Origin of the sequence: Pseudomonas sp. R32 (assembly GCF_009866705.1) — a bacterium.
In the GTDB taxonomy this organism is placed as follows: domain Bacteria; phylum Pseudomonadota; class Gammaproteobacteria; order Pseudomonadales; family Pseudomonadaceae; genus Aquipseudomonas; species Aquipseudomonas donghuensis.
On the sequence record NZ_CP019396.1, the window covers coordinates 1,600,399 to 1,614,990 of the forward strand.

General features: G+C 62.9%; 11 protein-coding genes. 4 read left to right on the top strand and 7 right to left on the bottom strand.

What is annotated here, in order from left to right:
- Positions 1 to 41: 41 nt before the first annotated feature.
- Complete coding sequence (locus PspR32_RS07340) at positions 42 to 668, bottom strand: glutathione S-transferase family protein (protein WP_010224928.1); 627 nt, start codon at positions 666 to 668, stop codon at positions 42 to 44.
- Between the two features lie 118 nt (positions 669 to 786).
- On the opposite strand from PspR32_RS07340, the gene PspR32_RS07345 reads away from it, so the two are divergent.
- A complete protein-coding gene (locus PspR32_RS07345; RefSeq protein ID WP_159388268.1) occupies positions 787 to 1,668 on the top strand; it encodes a LysR substrate-binding domain-containing protein in 882 nt (293 codons plus the stop codon).
- Here PspR32_RS07345 and vioA read toward each other — a convergent pair.
- The 6 genes from vioA to PspR32_RS07375 form a co-directional block, all read right to left on the bottom strand.
- Complete coding sequence (gene vioA / locus PspR32_RS07350; RefSeq protein ID WP_159388269.1) at positions 1,649 to 2,800, bottom strand: dTDP-4-amino-4,6-dideoxy-D-glucose aminotransferase VioA; 1,152 nt, start codon at positions 2,798 to 2,800, stop codon at positions 1,649 to 1,651. The genes PspR32_RS07345 and vioA overlap by 20 nt on opposite strands.
- 202 nt (positions 2,801 to 3,002) lie before the next feature.
- The gene (locus PspR32_RS07355; protein WP_145959312.1) at positions 3,003 to 3,581 is read right to left on the bottom strand and encodes a hypothetical protein; all 579 of its coding nucleotides are present in this window, start codon (positions 3,579 to 3,581) and stop codon (positions 3,003 to 3,005) included.
- Positions 3,582 to 3,840: 259 nt separating this feature from the next.
- Positions 3,841 to 5,226 carry a dihydrolipoyl dehydrogenase gene (gene lpdA / locus PspR32_RS07360; RefSeq protein WP_100783125.1) on the bottom strand — a complete coding sequence of 462 codons (1,386 nt, stop codon included), beginning with the start codon at positions 5,224 to 5,226 and terminating at the stop codon, positions 3,841 to 3,843.
- A gap of 2 nt (positions 5,227 to 5,228) precedes the next feature.
- Positions 5,229 to 6,500: a dihydrolipoamide acetyltransferase family protein gene (locus PspR32_RS07365; protein ID WP_100783124.1), complete on the bottom strand. Its 1,272-nt coding sequence runs from the start codon at positions 6,498 to 6,500 to the stop codon at positions 5,229 to 5,231.
- Positions 6,501 to 7,559 carry an alpha-ketoacid dehydrogenase subunit beta gene (locus PspR32_RS07370; RefSeq protein ID WP_010224942.1) on the bottom strand — a complete coding sequence of 353 codons (1,059 nt, stop codon included), beginning with the start codon at positions 7,557 to 7,559 and terminating at the stop codon, positions 6,501 to 6,503.
- Between the two features lies 1 nt (position 7,560).
- Entirely contained in the window at positions 7,561 to 8,793 is a 1,233-nt protein-coding gene (locus PspR32_RS07375) for a 3-methyl-2-oxobutanoate dehydrogenase (2-methylpropanoyl-transferring) subunit alpha (RefSeq protein WP_010224945.1), read from the bottom strand.
- Between the two features lie 201 nt (positions 8,794 to 8,994).
- Here PspR32_RS07375 and bkdR point away from each other — a divergent pair, with 201 nt between their 5' ends.
- The 3 genes from bkdR to PspR32_RS07390 all read left to right on the top strand — a co-directional run bounded on the left by bkdR (position 8,995) and on the right by PspR32_RS07390 (position 14,547).
- Positions 8,995 to 9,486: a Bkd operon transcriptional regulator BkdR gene (gene bkdR / locus PspR32_RS07380; protein WP_010224946.1), complete on the top strand. Its 492-nt coding sequence runs from the start codon at positions 8,995 to 8,997 to the stop codon at positions 9,484 to 9,486.
- Positions 9,487 to 9,607: 121 nt separating this feature from the next.
- The gene (locus tag PspR32_RS07385; RefSeq protein ID WP_159388270.1) at positions 9,608 to 13,078 is read left to right on the top strand and encodes a glycosyltransferase; all 3,471 of its coding nucleotides are present in this window, start codon (positions 9,608 to 9,610) and stop codon (positions 13,076 to 13,078) included.
- A 227-nt stretch (positions 13,079 to 13,305) separates the two neighbouring features.
- Positions 13,306 to 14,547 (top strand): glutamine synthetase family protein, encoded by a 1,242-nt coding sequence (locus PspR32_RS07390; RefSeq protein WP_174242322.1) that lies wholly within the window; start codon positions 13,306 to 13,308, stop codon positions 14,545 to 14,547.
- Positions 14,548 to 14,592: the final 45 nt, after the last annotated feature.

The window sequence follows — 14,592 nt, forward strand, 5'->3', positions numbered from 1 at the left end:
GCCTCAATGGCAACGGCGCAAAACAGCGGCTCTATTGCGTTTCAGGGGCCCGTGGCGGGTGCCGGCAGGTGGATGCCACGCTGGACGGCAGGGCGCTGACCGAGTCGTTCGTGCCAGGCGCTCAAATGCCGGTACTGGCTGAAATCAAACTCGATGATCCGGGCGATATGGGTCCAGCCGAAGGTGGCAATGTCGGCGATCGAGTACTCGCTGCCGGCAAGCCAGGGGTGTTCGGCCAGGCGTTGATCGAGGGTGCTGAACAGTTCTTCACTCAGGCGCCGGTAGCGAGCGATGGCATCGGGGCAGGGGTGTTTGGCGAACCGTTCGAAATGCACTCGCTGGCCGAGAATCGGTCCCATGCTCGCCGCGTGGAACTGCAACCAGGTGATTGCTGCCCAGCGCTCGCTCGGGTTGTCCGGCAGCAAGCGTCCGTACTTTTGTGCCAGGTACAACAGGATCGCCGCAGACTCGAACAGGGTGATGTCGTGCTCAGGGTCAACCAGCACTGGAATGCGGCCGTGGGGGTTGAGCTTGAGAAAATCAGCCTGACGATGCTCGCCACGGTCGATCTGCACGTGCTTGAGGGTGTAGGGAAGCTCCAGTTCCGCCAGGGCGATGGTGATCTTGAAGCCATTAGGTGAGCTATCGCTATAAAGGATCAACTGCATGTCCCATCTCCTTGGTTACTGTTTTTGATGAGGGCTATGCTAGGCGGGCCTTGGCTGATTGAAAAACGATCAATCCTGCGTTTAGGCGATAGATTTTCTAAACCATGGAGAGGTAAAAATGGGCGCGGTCCTACCGTTACTGGCATTGCGGGCCTTCACTGAAGCGGCGCGTCTGGGCAGCCTCAAGGCGGCCGCCGAACGGATGGGGGTAACGCCGGGGGCGGTCAGCCAGCAAGTGCGCCTGCTCGAGGAACGCATGGGCGTGGTGCTGTTCGTGCGCGGCCGGCATGGCGTGCACTTGAGCGAGGCCGGCGCGCGAGTGTATCCGGGGCTGCTTAAAGGCTTCGATCAGATCGAGGCATCGCTGGCATTGCTGGCGCACCTGGCGCCGGGCAAGACCTTGACCATCAGCACTGTGCCGTCTTTTGCGGCGTCCTGGCTGGTGCCGCGTCTGGGGCATTTCAATGCTCTGCATCCGCAGATTGAGGTGCGTGTGGAAGCCTCGGCCAAGCGGGTGGATTTTCAGCGTGAGCGCATTGACGTCGCCCTGCGCCATGGGCTGGGCCAGTATCCGGGGCTGGAGTCGATCCGGCTGATGGCGCCGGTACTGCTGCCGGTGGCCAGCCCCCGGCTACTGGCGCAGGGCCCGGTATTGAAGCGGCCTGCCGATTGTTTGAAGTACCCGTTGCTGCACGATGCCGATCGCGCCGACTGGCAGCTGTGGTTGCAGGCCCATGGCGTTGCTGATGATCCGCGGGCCATGCGTGGGGCCAGTTTCGAGGATGACCTTCTGCTGCTGCGGGCAGCGGCTGCCGGCCAGGGGATCGCCCTGGTGCAGGACACTCATGCCGAGGAGGATCTTGCCAGCGGCAAGTTGCAACTGGCCCTCGACAAACCCTGGCCAGCGCGCTTTGCCTACTACCTGGTGTGCCGGGCCGATGCCTTGCAGCGGCCCCAGGTGCTGGCGTTCATTGACTGGATCAAAGCTCAAGCGCGGTAGATGAAGAGCGGGTCTGTTCGGCATGGCAGGCCAGCGCCAGGTCGATGATCTGCTGTTGTATCTCGGTGGACAGCTGCGGATGAATCGGCAGGCACAGTACCTGACGCGACACCTGCCAGGCATGAGGCAGGCCGCTGAGGTCGGCGCTTGGCAGGCCCCGGTACATCGGGAACTCGTTGATCAACGGGTAGAAGTAACGGCGTACGAGGATGTCCTGGTCCCGATAGCGCTGGTACAGCGCGTCGCGGCTGCAACCGAAACGCTCGGCATCGATCAGGATCGGGCAGTAGGCGTAGTTCCATTCCAGGCCTGCCGGTGGCTCCAGCAGGCGCACGCCTGGTACGCCTTCAAGGGCCTGGCGGTAGCGTTCGAACACCGCCCGGCGGCGGACCAGGGCATCATCGATGTGACGCAACTGCAGCAAGCCGAAGGCCGCCTGCACTTCGTTCATCTTGCCATTGATGCCGGGCGCCATGACCGTGACTTCATCGGCAAAGCCGAAGTTCTTCAGGTAATCGATGCGCTGCTTGATCTTGGCGTCGGGGCAGATGATGGCGCCGCCCTCGAATGTGTTGAACACCTTGGTCGCATGAAAACTGAGGATCGACAAGTCACCATGGTTGAGCACGCTCGTACCATTATCGCGAACGCCAAAGGCATGGGCGGCATCGTAGATGACTTTCAGGCCATAGGTGTCGGCGACCCGCTGGATGCCTTCGACATCGCAGGGAATGCCGTAGCAATGCACTGGCAGGATCGCGGTGGTTGCCGAGGTGATGGCTTCTTCCACGCGTTTGGGGTCGAGGTTGTTGGTCAGCGGGTCGATGTCGACGAAGACCGGCTTGAGGTTGTTCCACAGCAGCGAATGGGCGGTCGCGACGAAGGAGTAGGGCGTGGTGATGACTTCGCCGGTGATGCGCAGTGCCTGCAGCGCGGTGACCAGGGCCAGGGTGCCATTGGAAAACAGCGAGATGTGTTTCACCCCGAGGTAATCGGCCAGTTCCTGCTCCAGTTGCTCATGAAAGGGGCCGCCGTTGGTCAAGCGCTTGCTGTCCCAGATTTGCTGCAGGTAGGGAATGAACTCCTCCAGCGGTGGCAGCAGCGGGCTGGTGACGGGAACGGATTCGGCCATGGCAATGGGTGCTCGTGATGACTGAAAAATGGCACATGGCATTGCTGGGGCTACGCCACGGCACCGAGTCATGGTCTGGATCAACCGGCGTGGGCGCCATGAATCCGACAATTGACTGTGATTACCCTGGCTCAGCAAGAAGTCGGCCAACATTGGCTCGGTAGGGCGCTGCCGCCGCGCGCGGCAGCAGCGGGGAGGAGGGTCAGGCGCTGAAGTCTTTTTCCCGATGGTCATCGCCAGTGCCTTGGCTGGCACCTTGGGTCGCTGTCAGGTTGGCCACCAGTTTGCTCGACAGCTCAGGCGCTTGCAGATGAGCGTTGAGGCTGGCCAGGGACTCCAGCTCGGTTTGCTTCTTCATCTGCTCGGCGATCTTGCGTTCGATCTTGTCCTTTTCGGCAGGCGGTAAGGCCTCGAACTCTTCCTTGCTGATGCCCAGTTCGTTCAGCAGCTTGAGCTTGATCTTCTCTGCCGGGCTCAGGGCCATGTAGTCGCGAAATTCCTGGGCGGCGCTCTTGCCGGTTTCGCTGTTGCCGATACTGGCTTGCTCACGCATGTCCACATCCGGGTTCTGCAGCTGCACCTTGAGCTTGGCGAAGGCCTCCTCGCGGGCATCTTCGGCACTTTGCTGCGAGGTGTTGGCATGGCTGTGCTGCTGCCGGTCGGCGCTGCTGATTGGTACGGGCGGGCGGAACTGGGCCTGTTCGGCGGCGGCTGCTTCGGCCACGCCACGGGTCGGGTTGATGGCCAGCGGCTGAGCGCCGACTGCGTTGATGCTACTCACCTGATCACTCTCCTTGATGGATGCAAGTTGACCTTCGGTCAGTGGCAAGTCTTGTGCCAGCTCTTCTGGCAGGGCCAAGAGCTAGTATTTTCGGGGGGTGGCGCTATACGCCAGGGAGGGATGCGGAGCATGCTTTGCCTCGAAGAGGACAACCCTTGCCGTCTGCGGCAAGTCAATTCAAATCGCCGCCGGTGGGCGAAATGAAAAAGGACCCGCTGCGCAGGGCAGCGGGTCAAATCGGCCTCAGCCGCTTCAGTGTCTACAGATGCAGGGCGTGGCCCAGGGCACGCAGTGCCGCTTCCTGCACCGCCTCACCCAAGGTCGGGTGAGCATGGATAGTCCCGGCCACATCTTCAAGACAGGCGCCCATTTCCAGTGACTGGGCAAAGGCGGTGGACAGCTCCGAGACGCCAACGCCAACCGCTTGCCAACCAAGGATCAGGTGGTTGTCACGACGGGCGACCACGCGCACGAACCCGTTTTTCGATTCCAGGGTCATCGCCCGGCCGTTGGCGGCGAACGGGAACTGCGTAACGATGCAGTCCAGGCCCTCCTGCTCGACCTGTTCCGGGGTCTTGCCGACCACCACCAGTTCCGGGTCGGTGAAACACACCGCGGCAATGGCGGCCGGTTCGAAGCGCCGCGACTTGCCGGCAATGATTTCGGCAACCATTTCACCCTGGGCCATGGCCCGGTGGGCGAGCATCGGTTCACCGCTGATATCGCCGATGGCCCAGACGTTGAGCATGCTGGTCTTGCACTGCTCATCAATGGCAACCGCCGAACCGTTCATCTTCAGCGCCAGGCTCTCGAGGTTGAAGCCTTGGGTGCGAGGCTTGCGACCAACCGCGACCAGTACCTGGTCGGTACTCAGTTGCAGCAGTTCGCCTTGCGGATCACGTACCTGCAATGCCTGCTTGTCGGCATCGAAACCTTCGACGCTGTGCTTGAGGTACAGCTTGATCCCCAACTTCTTGATCGACTCGGCCACTGGCGCGGTCAGTTCGCTGTCGTAGGTCGGCAGGATGCGCTCGCGGGCTTCGACCACGCTGACCTCGACGCCGAGCTTGCGGTAGGCGATGCCCAGCTCCAGGCCGATGTAGCCGCCGCCAACCACGGTCAGGTGCTTGGGCAGGGCTTTCGGTGCCAGGGCCTCGGTGGAGGAGATGATCGGGCCGCCGAGCGGCAGCATCGGCAGTTCGACGCTGCTTGAGCCAGTGGCCAGCAGCAGGTGTTCGCACTGGATACGCTGGCCGTCGACCTCGACGTGCTTACCGTCGAGGATCTGCGCCCAGCCGTGGATCACCTTGACCCCGTGCTTTTTCAGCAGGGCGGCAACGCCGCTGGTCAGGCGATCGACGATGCCGTCTTTCCAGGCCACGCTCTGGCTGATGTCCAGGCTCGGCGGTGAAACCTTGATGCCCAGGTTCGACTGCTGGCTGTGCAGTTGGGTCTGGTGGAACTGCTCGGCGACATGGATCAGCGCCTTGGACGGAATGCAGCCGATGTTCAGGCAGGTGCCACCCAGGGCCTGGCCTTCGACCAGTACCGTGGGAATGCCCAGCTGGCCGGCGCGAATGGCGGCGACATAACCGCCGGGGCCGCCGCCGATGATCAGCAGGGTAGTGTTGAGCGTCTGTTGCATGGTCACTCCACAAACAGGCTGGCAGGTTGTTCGAGCAGGCCGCGAATGGCCTGGATGAAGAGTGCCGCGTCCATGCCATCGACCACTCGGTGGTCGAACGAGCTGGAGAGGTTCATCATCTTGCGAATGACGATCTGGCCGTTGATGACCATTGGCCGTTCAACCATGCGGTTGACTCCGACAATCGCCACTTCCGGGGTGTTGACCACCGGTGTGGTAACGATGCCGCCGAGGGCGCCAAGGCTGGTCAGGGTGATGGTCGAGCCCGACAGTTCTTCACGGCTGGCCTTGTTGCCGCGGGCGGCATTGGCCAGGCGCACGATCTCGCCGGCGTTGCTCCACAGGCTGCCGGCTTCGGCGTGACGCAGCACCGGTACCATCAGGCCGTTGTCGCCCTGGGTGGCGATGCCGACATGCACCGCGCCGTGGCGGGTGATGACCTGGGCTTCGTCGTCGTAGGTGGCGTTGATCTGCGGGAATTCGCGCAGGGCGACGACCATGGCGCGCACCAGGAACGGCAGCAGGGTCAGCTTGCCGCGGCTGTCGCCCCACTTCTTGTTCAGGTGCTGACGCAGCTCTTCGAGGGCGGTGACGTCGATTTCCTCGACGTAGCTGAAGTGGGCGACGCGACGCTTGGCATCCTGCATGCGCTGGGCAATCTTGCGGCGCAGGCCGATCACCGGGATCTGTTCGCTGTCGTTGCGTTTGGCGTAACCGCCAGGGGCGCTTTGGCTGCGGGTGGTTGGCTGGGCCAGGAACGCGTCGAGGTCGTCGTGAAGGATGCGCCCGGCTGGGCCGCTGCCGTGTACATAGCGCAGCTCGATACCGGCATCCAGGGCGCGCTTGCGTACCGCAGGCGAGGCCAGTGGGCGCTCGTGAGCTTCGCGCGGGACGATAGCGGCGGGCTGGTGTGCTGCGGCTGCGGGTGCTGCAACAGGTGCTGGTGCAGCCGGTTTGGCGGCAGGTTCCGGGGCCTTTGCGGTGATCGCCGGGGCCTCCTCGCGGGGCAAGCCCGCGCCTACGTTGCCGGCGCCTTCGACTTCGATGCGGATCAGCTCGCTGCCCACCGCCATGACTTCACCGGGCTGGCCGCCCAGGGCCAGGACCTTGCCGCTGACCGGCGAAGGGATTTCGACGGTGGCCTTGTCGGTCATGACATCGGCCACGACCTGGTCTTCGGTGACGGTATCGCCGACCTTGACGAACCATTCCACCAGTTCAACTTGTGCGATGCCTTCACCGATATCCGGCATCTTGATGACGTGCGTGCCCATTCAGACCTCCATGACCCGTTTCAATGCCGCGCCCACTCGCGAAGGGCCGGGGAAATACGCCCACTCCTGCGCGTGCGGGTAGGGGGTGTCCCAACCGGTGACGCGTTCGATCGGGGCTTCGAGGTGATGGAAGCAGTGCTCCTGGACCAGTGCGATCAACTCGGCGCCAAAACCGCAGGTGCGCGTGGCTTCATGGACCACCACGCAACGGCCGGTCTTCTTCACCGACTCGACGATGGTCTCCAGGTCCAGCGGCCAGAGGCTGCGCAGGTCGATGACTTCGGCGTCGACGCCGGTCTCTTCAGCGGCCACCTGGGATACATACACGGTGGTGCCGTAGGTCAGCACGGTGACGTCCTTGCCCGGGCGGGTGATTGCCGCCTTGTCCAGCGGTACGGTGTAGTAGCCGTCCGGCACGGCGCTGGCCGGGTGTTTCGACCACGGGGTTACCGGGCGGTCGTGGTGGCCGTCGAACGGGCCGTTGTACAGGCGCTTGGGCTCAAGGAAGATCACCGGGTCGTCGTTTTCGATCGAGGCGATCAACAGGCCCTTGGCGTCGTAAGGGTTGGACGGCATCACCGTGCGCAGGCCGCACACCTGGGTGAACATCGCCTCGGGGCTCTGGCTGTGCGTCTGGCCGCCATAGATGCCGCCACCGCAAGGCATGCGCAGGGTCAGCGGGGCGACGAACTCGCCGGCCGAGCGATAGCGCAGGCGGGCCATCTCCGAGACGATCTGGTCGGAGGCCGGGTAGAAGTAGTCGGCGAACTGGATTTCCACCACCGGGCGCAGGCCATAGGCACCCATGCCCACGGCGGTACCGACGATGCCGCTTTCGGAGATCGGCGCATCGAAGACCCGCGACTTGCCGTACTTGGCCTGCAGGCCTTCGGTGCAACGGAATACGCCACCGAAGTAGCCGACGTCCTGGCCATACACCACGACGTTGTCATCGCGCTCTAGCATGATGTCCATGGCCGAGCGCAGGGCCTGGATCATGGTCATGGTGGTGGTCGCCATGGCGGTTTCCAACTGGATTGAAGTGTTGTGATCGTTCATGTCAGATCCCCAGTTCCTGGCGCTGCCGGCGCAAGTGCTCCGGCATCTCCTTATAGACATCCTCGAACATCGACGCCGGGCTCGGCATCTGGCCGCCGGCCAGGGTGCCGTATTGCTCGGCTTCTTTCTGCGCCTTGATGATCTCGGCTTCGAGCTCGGCGCTGACCGCCTGGTGCTCTTCCTCGGACCAGTGACCGATGGCGATCAGGTGTTGTTTGAGGCGGGCGATCGGGTCGCCCAGGGGGAAGTGACTCCAGTCGTCGGCCGGGCGGTACTTGGACGGATCGTCCGACGTCGAGTGCGGGCCGGCGCGGTAGGTGACCCATTCGATCAGCGTCGGGCCCAGGCCGCGACGGGCCCGTTCGGCGGCCCAGCGCGAGGCGGCGTAGACCGCGATGAAGTCGTTGCCGTCGACCCGCAGGGAGGCGATGCCGCAACCCACGCCACGACCGGCGAAGGTGGTCGATTCACCACCGGCGATGGCCTGGAAGGTGGAGATCGCCCACTGGTTGTTGACCACGTTGAGGATCACCGGCGCGCGGTAGACGTGGGCGAAGGTCAACGCGGTGTGGAAGTCCGATTCGGCGGTGGCGCCGTCACCGATCCAGGCCGAGGCGATCTTGGTATCGCCCTTGATGGCCGAGGCCATGGCCCAGCCGACCGCCTGGACGAACTGGGTCGCCAGGTTGCCGCTGATGGTAAAGAAGCCGGCTTCGCGCACCGAGTACATGATTGGCAACTGACGACCCTTGAGCGGGTCGCGCTCGTTGGACAGCAGTTGGCAGATCATCTCCACCAACGACACGTCGCGGGCCATGAGAATGCTTTGCTGGCGGTAGGTGGGGAAGCACATGTCGCTGCGGTTCAGGGCCATGGCCTGACCGCTGCCGATGGCTTCTTCACCCAGGCTCTGCATGTAGAACGACATCTTTTTCTGCCGCTGGGCCACCACCATGCGGCTGTCGAACAGCCGGGTCTTGAGCATGGTGCGCATACCCTGGCGCAGGATCTCGGGGCTGACGTCCTCGGCCCAGGGGCCCAGGGCATTGCCCTTGTCATCCAGCACCCGGATCAGGCTGTAGGAGATGTCCGCGGTATCGGCGGCGTCTACATCGACGGGAGGTTTACGGACCTGGCCGGCATCGTTCAGACGCAGGTAGGAGAAATCAGTCTGGCAGCCTGGCCGGCCTGTAGGCTCGGGCACATGCAAACGCAGGGGGGCGTACTCGTTCATGCTTTTTTACGCTCGCTCTGTCTTGTGTTTTTGTTGAGCTTTGAAGCGGTCGCTACTGACATCTGGCTTGTGACCAGCTAGTCAGTCTTGCCCTACATGATATTCCGGCGCCTGAAGAATATTTTTCTCAAGTTCGTTGCCTTTGCTGCGGCTTGCGGATAAACATTCCTTATAAAGACAAAAAACAGGTGACTTTCTCTCATGCGCAAACTGGATCGTACGGACATCGGCATACTCAACAGCCTCCAGGAAAATGCCCGCATCACCAACGCCGAACTGGCGCGCTCGGTAAACCTCTCGCCGACACCCTGCTTCAACCGGGTCAAGGCCATGGAAGAACTGGGGGTGATTCGCCAGCAGGTGACCTTGTTGGCGCCGGAGGTATTGGGCCTGGATGTGAACGTGTTCATTCATGTCAGCCTGGAGAAGCAGGTCGAGCAATCCCTGCACCGCTTCGAAGAGGAGATTGCCGAACGCCCGGAGGTCATGGAGTGCTACCTGATGACCGGCGATCCGGACTACCTGCTGCGCGTTCTGCTGCCGAGCATCCAGGCCCTGGAGCGCTTTCTCGATTACCTCACCCGTTTGCCGGGGGTGGCCAACATCCGTTCGAGTTTTGCCTTGAAGCAGGTGCGCTACAAGACCGCCTTGCCGCTACCGGCGAATGGCCTGACCCTGCCGGGGACCGTGTAGCCAGGCGCCCATAACGCGCTGGCTTGGAACTTGCTTTGGCGCTAGGCGCGGCTCGCGGTGTCGGCTTTTTGGCTGTTCGGCGCGGGTGTCCTGTCTATTTGTCGGTGGTGCCTGAATTCCTATGCTTACGTCGAACCCGCTGGTCAGCGTTGTTATTCCCGCCTATAAGTCTGACTACTTCGAGGTAGCGCTGCAGAGCGCCTGTAACCAGACGTACGAAAATCTCGAGATCGTGATCTGCGACGATAATCGCAGCGGTGCGATCGCGGCGATCGTCGAGCGTTATCGCGACAGCAGCCGGGTACCGATTCATTACATCTACAACGAGCAGCCGCTTGGTGAGATCCCCAATGCCGTCGCCTGTGTCGAGGCGGCGCGTGGCAAGTACATCAAGACCCTGCACGATGACGACGAGCTGTTGCCCGATTGCGTTGCCACGCTGGTCGAGGTCATGGAGCGCGATCCCTCGATCGCCCTGGCATCCTCGCGACGGCTGGTGATCAACGAGAAAGGTGAAATCACCCCGCCGAAATTGCCGTACATGTTCCCCTTCGCTGACGATGTGGTGATCGATGGGCCGCAACTGGTCGCGTTCCTGGCGCGCTACCCGCTCAACTTCATCGGTGAGCCGAGCTGCATGCTGTGCCGACGCGAGGATCTGCTGGCATTCGGCGACCAGGTGATGTCGCTGCAGGGGAAACTGATCGTCGGCTTCGGTGACATGGCGATGGCGGCGCGCTTGTTCCAGCGGGGCAACCTGGCCTTGCTGGAGCGGCCATTGACCCGCTATCGGGTGTCGCAACAGCAGTTCAGTCGGGTCAATTGGGCCCAATTGGAGGCTGGCCAAGGGCAGAAGGACTTTACCCGCAGCGTCTATGAGCTGGGCTGGGCTGATCCTTCAGGCGGTGTGATGGTTGATGTGGCACCGCTGCAACCCGGCTCGCTGTTCCAGCCGGTCAACCTCATGAAGATGATCATCGATAACTCGATCCGTGTGCAAACGGCGCTGTTCACTGCCCACTGGATGGACGGGCGTGTGCTGGGTGCTGAACACCGCCGGTTGCTTGCCGAGCATTTGCAGGGCCGGGCACAGCAGCCGAACATCGGCATTATTGTCCTCGACCCTGACGCTGACCGCCAGGCGCTGCAGCTTACGCTTGACAGCCTGTATCGCCAGGATTCGGCCTATACCCCTCAGGTCATGGTGCTCAGTGCCGACCCGCAAGTGCAGGCTGGGCCTTCGTCTTGCACGTTGATGCAACTGCAGCCGCACGCACTGGCCGCCCAGCTCAACCAGTTACTTGAGCAAAGCCACTGTGATTGGGTGCTGCTGGCCCGGGCAGGGGAGGAATTTACCGCCGCCGGCCTGACTTGCGTCGCCCTCGAGCTGCCGGGTGCTGCAGCCTGTGCGGCGGTGTTCGCAGATTACGCCACGCGTGATGCCAAGGGGCAGGTCAGCGTAGGGTTGCGGCCGGGCTTCAACCTGGACTTTTTGCTCAGCAATCCTTCGGTGATGGCTGGCCACTGGCTGTTCAGCCGAGAGGCACTGCTGGCCTGTGGCGGCTTTAGCGAAGGCTTCGCTGGGGCGATGGAGTTCGAGCTGATTCTGCGCCTGGTCAACCAGCATGGCATCAATGGTTTCGGGCACATTCCAGAACCGCTGTTGTTCAGCCGGCCGCCCGTTATTGAGGCCAATACCGGGCACTTGGCAATCACGCAGCACCTGGATGCGCGTGGCTACAGTGATGCCCAGGTGTCGGCGTTCGGTGAGGGCCGCTTTGCCATTGATTATGGGCATGTGCATCAGCCCCTGGTCTCGATCGTGGTCGTCGCCAACAGCGATCTGGCGGCACTGGAGCGCTGCCTCACCAGCGTGCTGGAGCATACGCAGTACCCGCACTACGAATTGCTGGTGGTTGAGTGCGGTGACGCGCCGCAGGAGGTCAGCCAGTGGTTGCAGGATGTCGAACAGTTCACCCCGGGGCAATTGCGCATCGTGCGTGCCGAGAGCCTGTGCACTGCCAGTGCGGCAAGGAACCTCGGTGCCGAGTACGCCTCGGGTGAGTTGCTGTTGTTCTTCTCCAGCCAATCGGCGGTGATCGAGGGGCAATGGTTGCAGCACCTGCTCAATCACGGTTTGCGCCCGGAAGTGGCAGTGGTCGGCGGCAAGGGTTTTTCGGCGGATGGCAAAATTTCCCACGCCGGTTTGCTTCCCGGGGTGTTTTCCGGGGCCGGCCGGGTGTTTGCCGGTGACAGCGGCGAAGCGTCCGGTTACCTCGGTCGTCTGCAGCTGGACCAGAACTACAGCGCGGTGACACAGGATTGCCTGTTGGTGCGTACGGCCTTGTTTGCCGAGGCGGGCGGCTTCGATGCGTCGGCTTTCGCCGACGAAGGCGCCGATGTCGACCTGTGCCTGCGCCTGGGGCAGCATGGCTATCTGACGGTGTGGGCAGCGCGCTGCCTGTACATGAACACTGCCGAGCTCGCGCCGTTTGCCGGCACGACCCAGCGTGCACTGTGTGAGCGCTGGCTGGCGAAGCTTGCCCGCGACCCGGCCTGCAACGGCAATGTTTCGCTGGATGATCGCAGCGCCAGCATGCTCGGCTCGCTGGCCTTGAACTGGCGGCCGTTGTTCAGCCTCGGCGCGCCGGTCGTTCTGGCCCATGTCGATCAGCAAAGCTACAGCGCCTGGGATCGTCTGGGCCAGCCGCTGCACCGCCATCAACAACTGGCAACGATTCAGACCGCTCAGGTTGGAACCCTGCCCGGGGCTGTCGAGCTCGAACGCTTTGGTGCCCAGGTGATCGTCATGCACGGGCGTGCAGAGCCGGCCAAGCTCCAGGCGCTGCGCAGCATCAAGGCGTACTCCAGCGCTGCCCGGGTCTACGAGCTGGATGTGCTGCCCGAGTCCCGTGAAGACATGCAGTTGCTGCGTGAAATGCTGGCTGAGGTCGACCGGGTGGTGGTGGCGACTTCGATGATGGCCGAGGTCGGGCGGCATCTGCATGCAGATGTGCGCTTGATCGAAAGTCGTCTGGACCCTGAGCAGTGGCTGCTGCCGGAACCTGCGGCGCAGCGTCCGGCGCGGCCGCGGGTGGGTTGGTTTGGGGCGCCGGCGGAGGCGGACGATCTTGCCTCGATTGCCGAGGTGATCGAGGCCCTGTCGGCAGAGGTCGACTGGGTCATGTATGGCTGCTGTCCGCCCGCGCTGCGTGCGCATATCAAGGAGCTTCATCCCGTTGTTGCGCCAGCACAGCGTGCCCAGGCGCTGGCCCGCCTCAATCTGGATCTGGCCCTGGCACCTTTGCGGGCGAGCCTGGGCAGCGAGTTCAAGGGCCCTGAGCGTCTCTTGGAGTATGGTGCCTGCGGCTTCCCGGTGGTCTGCAGTGACATGCCTGGCTATCGCACGACGTTGCCGGTCACTCGCGTCAACAACAGTCCCGCTGACTGGGTACAGGCCATCCGTGCGCAGTTGGCTGACCGCTCCGCATTGCGCCAGGCGGGTCTGCAATTGCGGGCGGCGGTGCAGCGTGAGTGGATGCTTGACCAGGGGACTTTGGATGCATGGCGCAGCGCCTGGCTCGGCGACTGAGGCTTGTCTCTACAGGGCAATGCCAATGGCATTGCCCTGGTGTGAGTGCTTGATATTTTTAACACCCCGAGACTATGTTGAGGGGTCGCCGTTCGCGGCTTGTTAAAGATAACAAGGACCAAGTCATGACGAGCAATGGCCAACGTTCTCTCGCCGAGCGATTGACGGGCATTGATGAAATCGAGTGCATTACCCCGGACCTCAATGGCGTTGCTCGCGGCAAGGTGATGACCGCCGAAGGCTTTCTCGAAGGTCGCCGCCTGCAGATGGCCCGCGGCGTTCTGCTGCAATGCATCATGGGCGGTTACCCGGCGGCGCGCTTCTATGGCAGCGACGACGGCGACCTGGCGCTGGTGGCCGATCCACACCATATTTATCGCCTGCCCTGGAGCGATGAGCCCCGGGCCCTGGCGATTTGTGATGCGCTAGAGCTCAGTGGTGAAAGCTCGGGCTTGTCCACTCGCGGCCTGCTCAAGGCCGTGCTCGCCCGTTACGCTGCCCGTGGCCTGGCGCCAGTGGTGGCGACGGAGCTCGAGTTCTTTGTCTTCGCCCCCAACAGCGATCCCAGCCAGCCGTTTCAGCCGCCGCTGGGCAAGGATGGTCGCCGCGAGCAAGGTCATTCGGCGTTCAGCGTCAGTTCCAACAACGGCTTGCGACCGTTTTTCAACGAGGTCTATCGCTGCATGGCCGCCCTGGGCTTGCCGCGCGATACCTTCATGCACGAGATGGGCGTCAGTCAGTTCGAGATCAACCTGCTGCACGGCGACCCGCTGCTGCTGGCCGACCAGACCCTGCTGTTCAAGCACCTGCTCAAGGAAGTTGCGCTCAAGCATGGCCTGACCGTGGTGTGCATGGCCAAGCCGCTGGCGCACACGCCGGGCAGTTCCATGCACATTCACCAGAGCGTGGTCGAGGTGGCGGGCGGCGGCAATGTGTTCAGCGATGCACAGGGCAAACCGACGCCGGCCTTCTATCACTTCATCGGCGGCCAGCAGGCGTGCCTGGCGGATTTCACCGCCTTGTTCGCGCCGAACGTGAACTCCTATCAGCGCCTGTGTCACCCCTATGCCTCGCCCAACAATGCCTGCTGGTCCGAAGACAACCGCGCTGCCGGCCTGCGCATCCCGGCCAGCTCGGCGGAGGCGCGACGGGTCGAGAATCGCTTGCCGGGCGCTGACGCCAACCCGTACCTGGCGATCGCCGCAAGCCTGGCGGCGGGCCTGCACGGTATCGAGCGGCAGCTCGAACCCGCCCCGGCTATCCAGGGCGAGTTCGAGGTGCCGGATCAATTGAGCCTGCCATGTACCTTGCATGCGGCCCTGGAGCGTCTGAAGCGTAGCGACTTGGCGCGGGAACTGTTCGGCAAGGAGTTCATCGAAGGCTACATCGCCACCAAGACGCTGGAGTTGAGCAGTTTCCTCGATGAGATCACCCCGTGGGAGCGCCGCGTACTGGCCGCCCAGGCATAGCATCAAGGCAGGTGGCGGACATTTTTCGAAAACGCTCTGCCACCT

Bases quoted from the DNA above. Each gene is read 5' to 3' on its own strand.
- PspR32_RS07340 (WP_010224928.1), bottom strand. From the start codon at position 668: ATGCAGTTGATCCTTTATAGCGATAGCTCACCTAATGGCTTCAAGATC.
- PspR32_RS07345 (WP_159388268.1), top strand. From the start codon at position 787: ATGGGCGCGGTCCTACCGTTACTGGCATTGCGGGCCTTCACTGAAGCG.
- vioA (WP_159388269.1), bottom strand. From the start codon at position 2,800: ATGGCCGAATCCGTTCCCGTCACCAGCCCGCTGCTGCCACCGCTGGAG.
- lpdA (WP_100783125.1), bottom strand. From the start codon at position 5,226: ATGCAACAGACGCTCAACACTACCCTGCTGATCATCGGCGGCGGCCCC.
- PspR32_RS07365 (WP_100783124.1), bottom strand. From the start codon at position 6,500: ATGGGCACGCACGTCATCAAGATGCCGGATATCGGTGAAGGCATCGCA.
- PspR32_RS07370 (WP_010224942.1), bottom strand. From the start codon at position 7,559: ATGAACGATCACAACACTTCAATCCAGTTGGAAACCGCCATGGCGACC.
- PspR32_RS07375 (WP_010224945.1), bottom strand. From the start codon at position 8,793: ATGAACGAGTACGCCCCCCTGCGTTTGCATGTGCCCGAGCCTACAGGC.
- bkdR (WP_010224946.1), top strand. From the start codon at position 8,995: ATGCGCAAACTGGATCGTACGGACATCGGCATACTCAACAGCCTCCAG.
- PspR32_RS07385 (WP_159388270.1), top strand. From the start codon at position 9,608: ATGCTTACGTCGAACCCGCTGGTCAGCGTTGTTATTCCCGCCTATAAG.
- PspR32_RS07390 (WP_174242322.1), top strand. From the start codon at position 13,306: ATGACCGCCGAAGGCTTTCTCGAAGGTCGCCGCCTGCAGATGGCCCGC.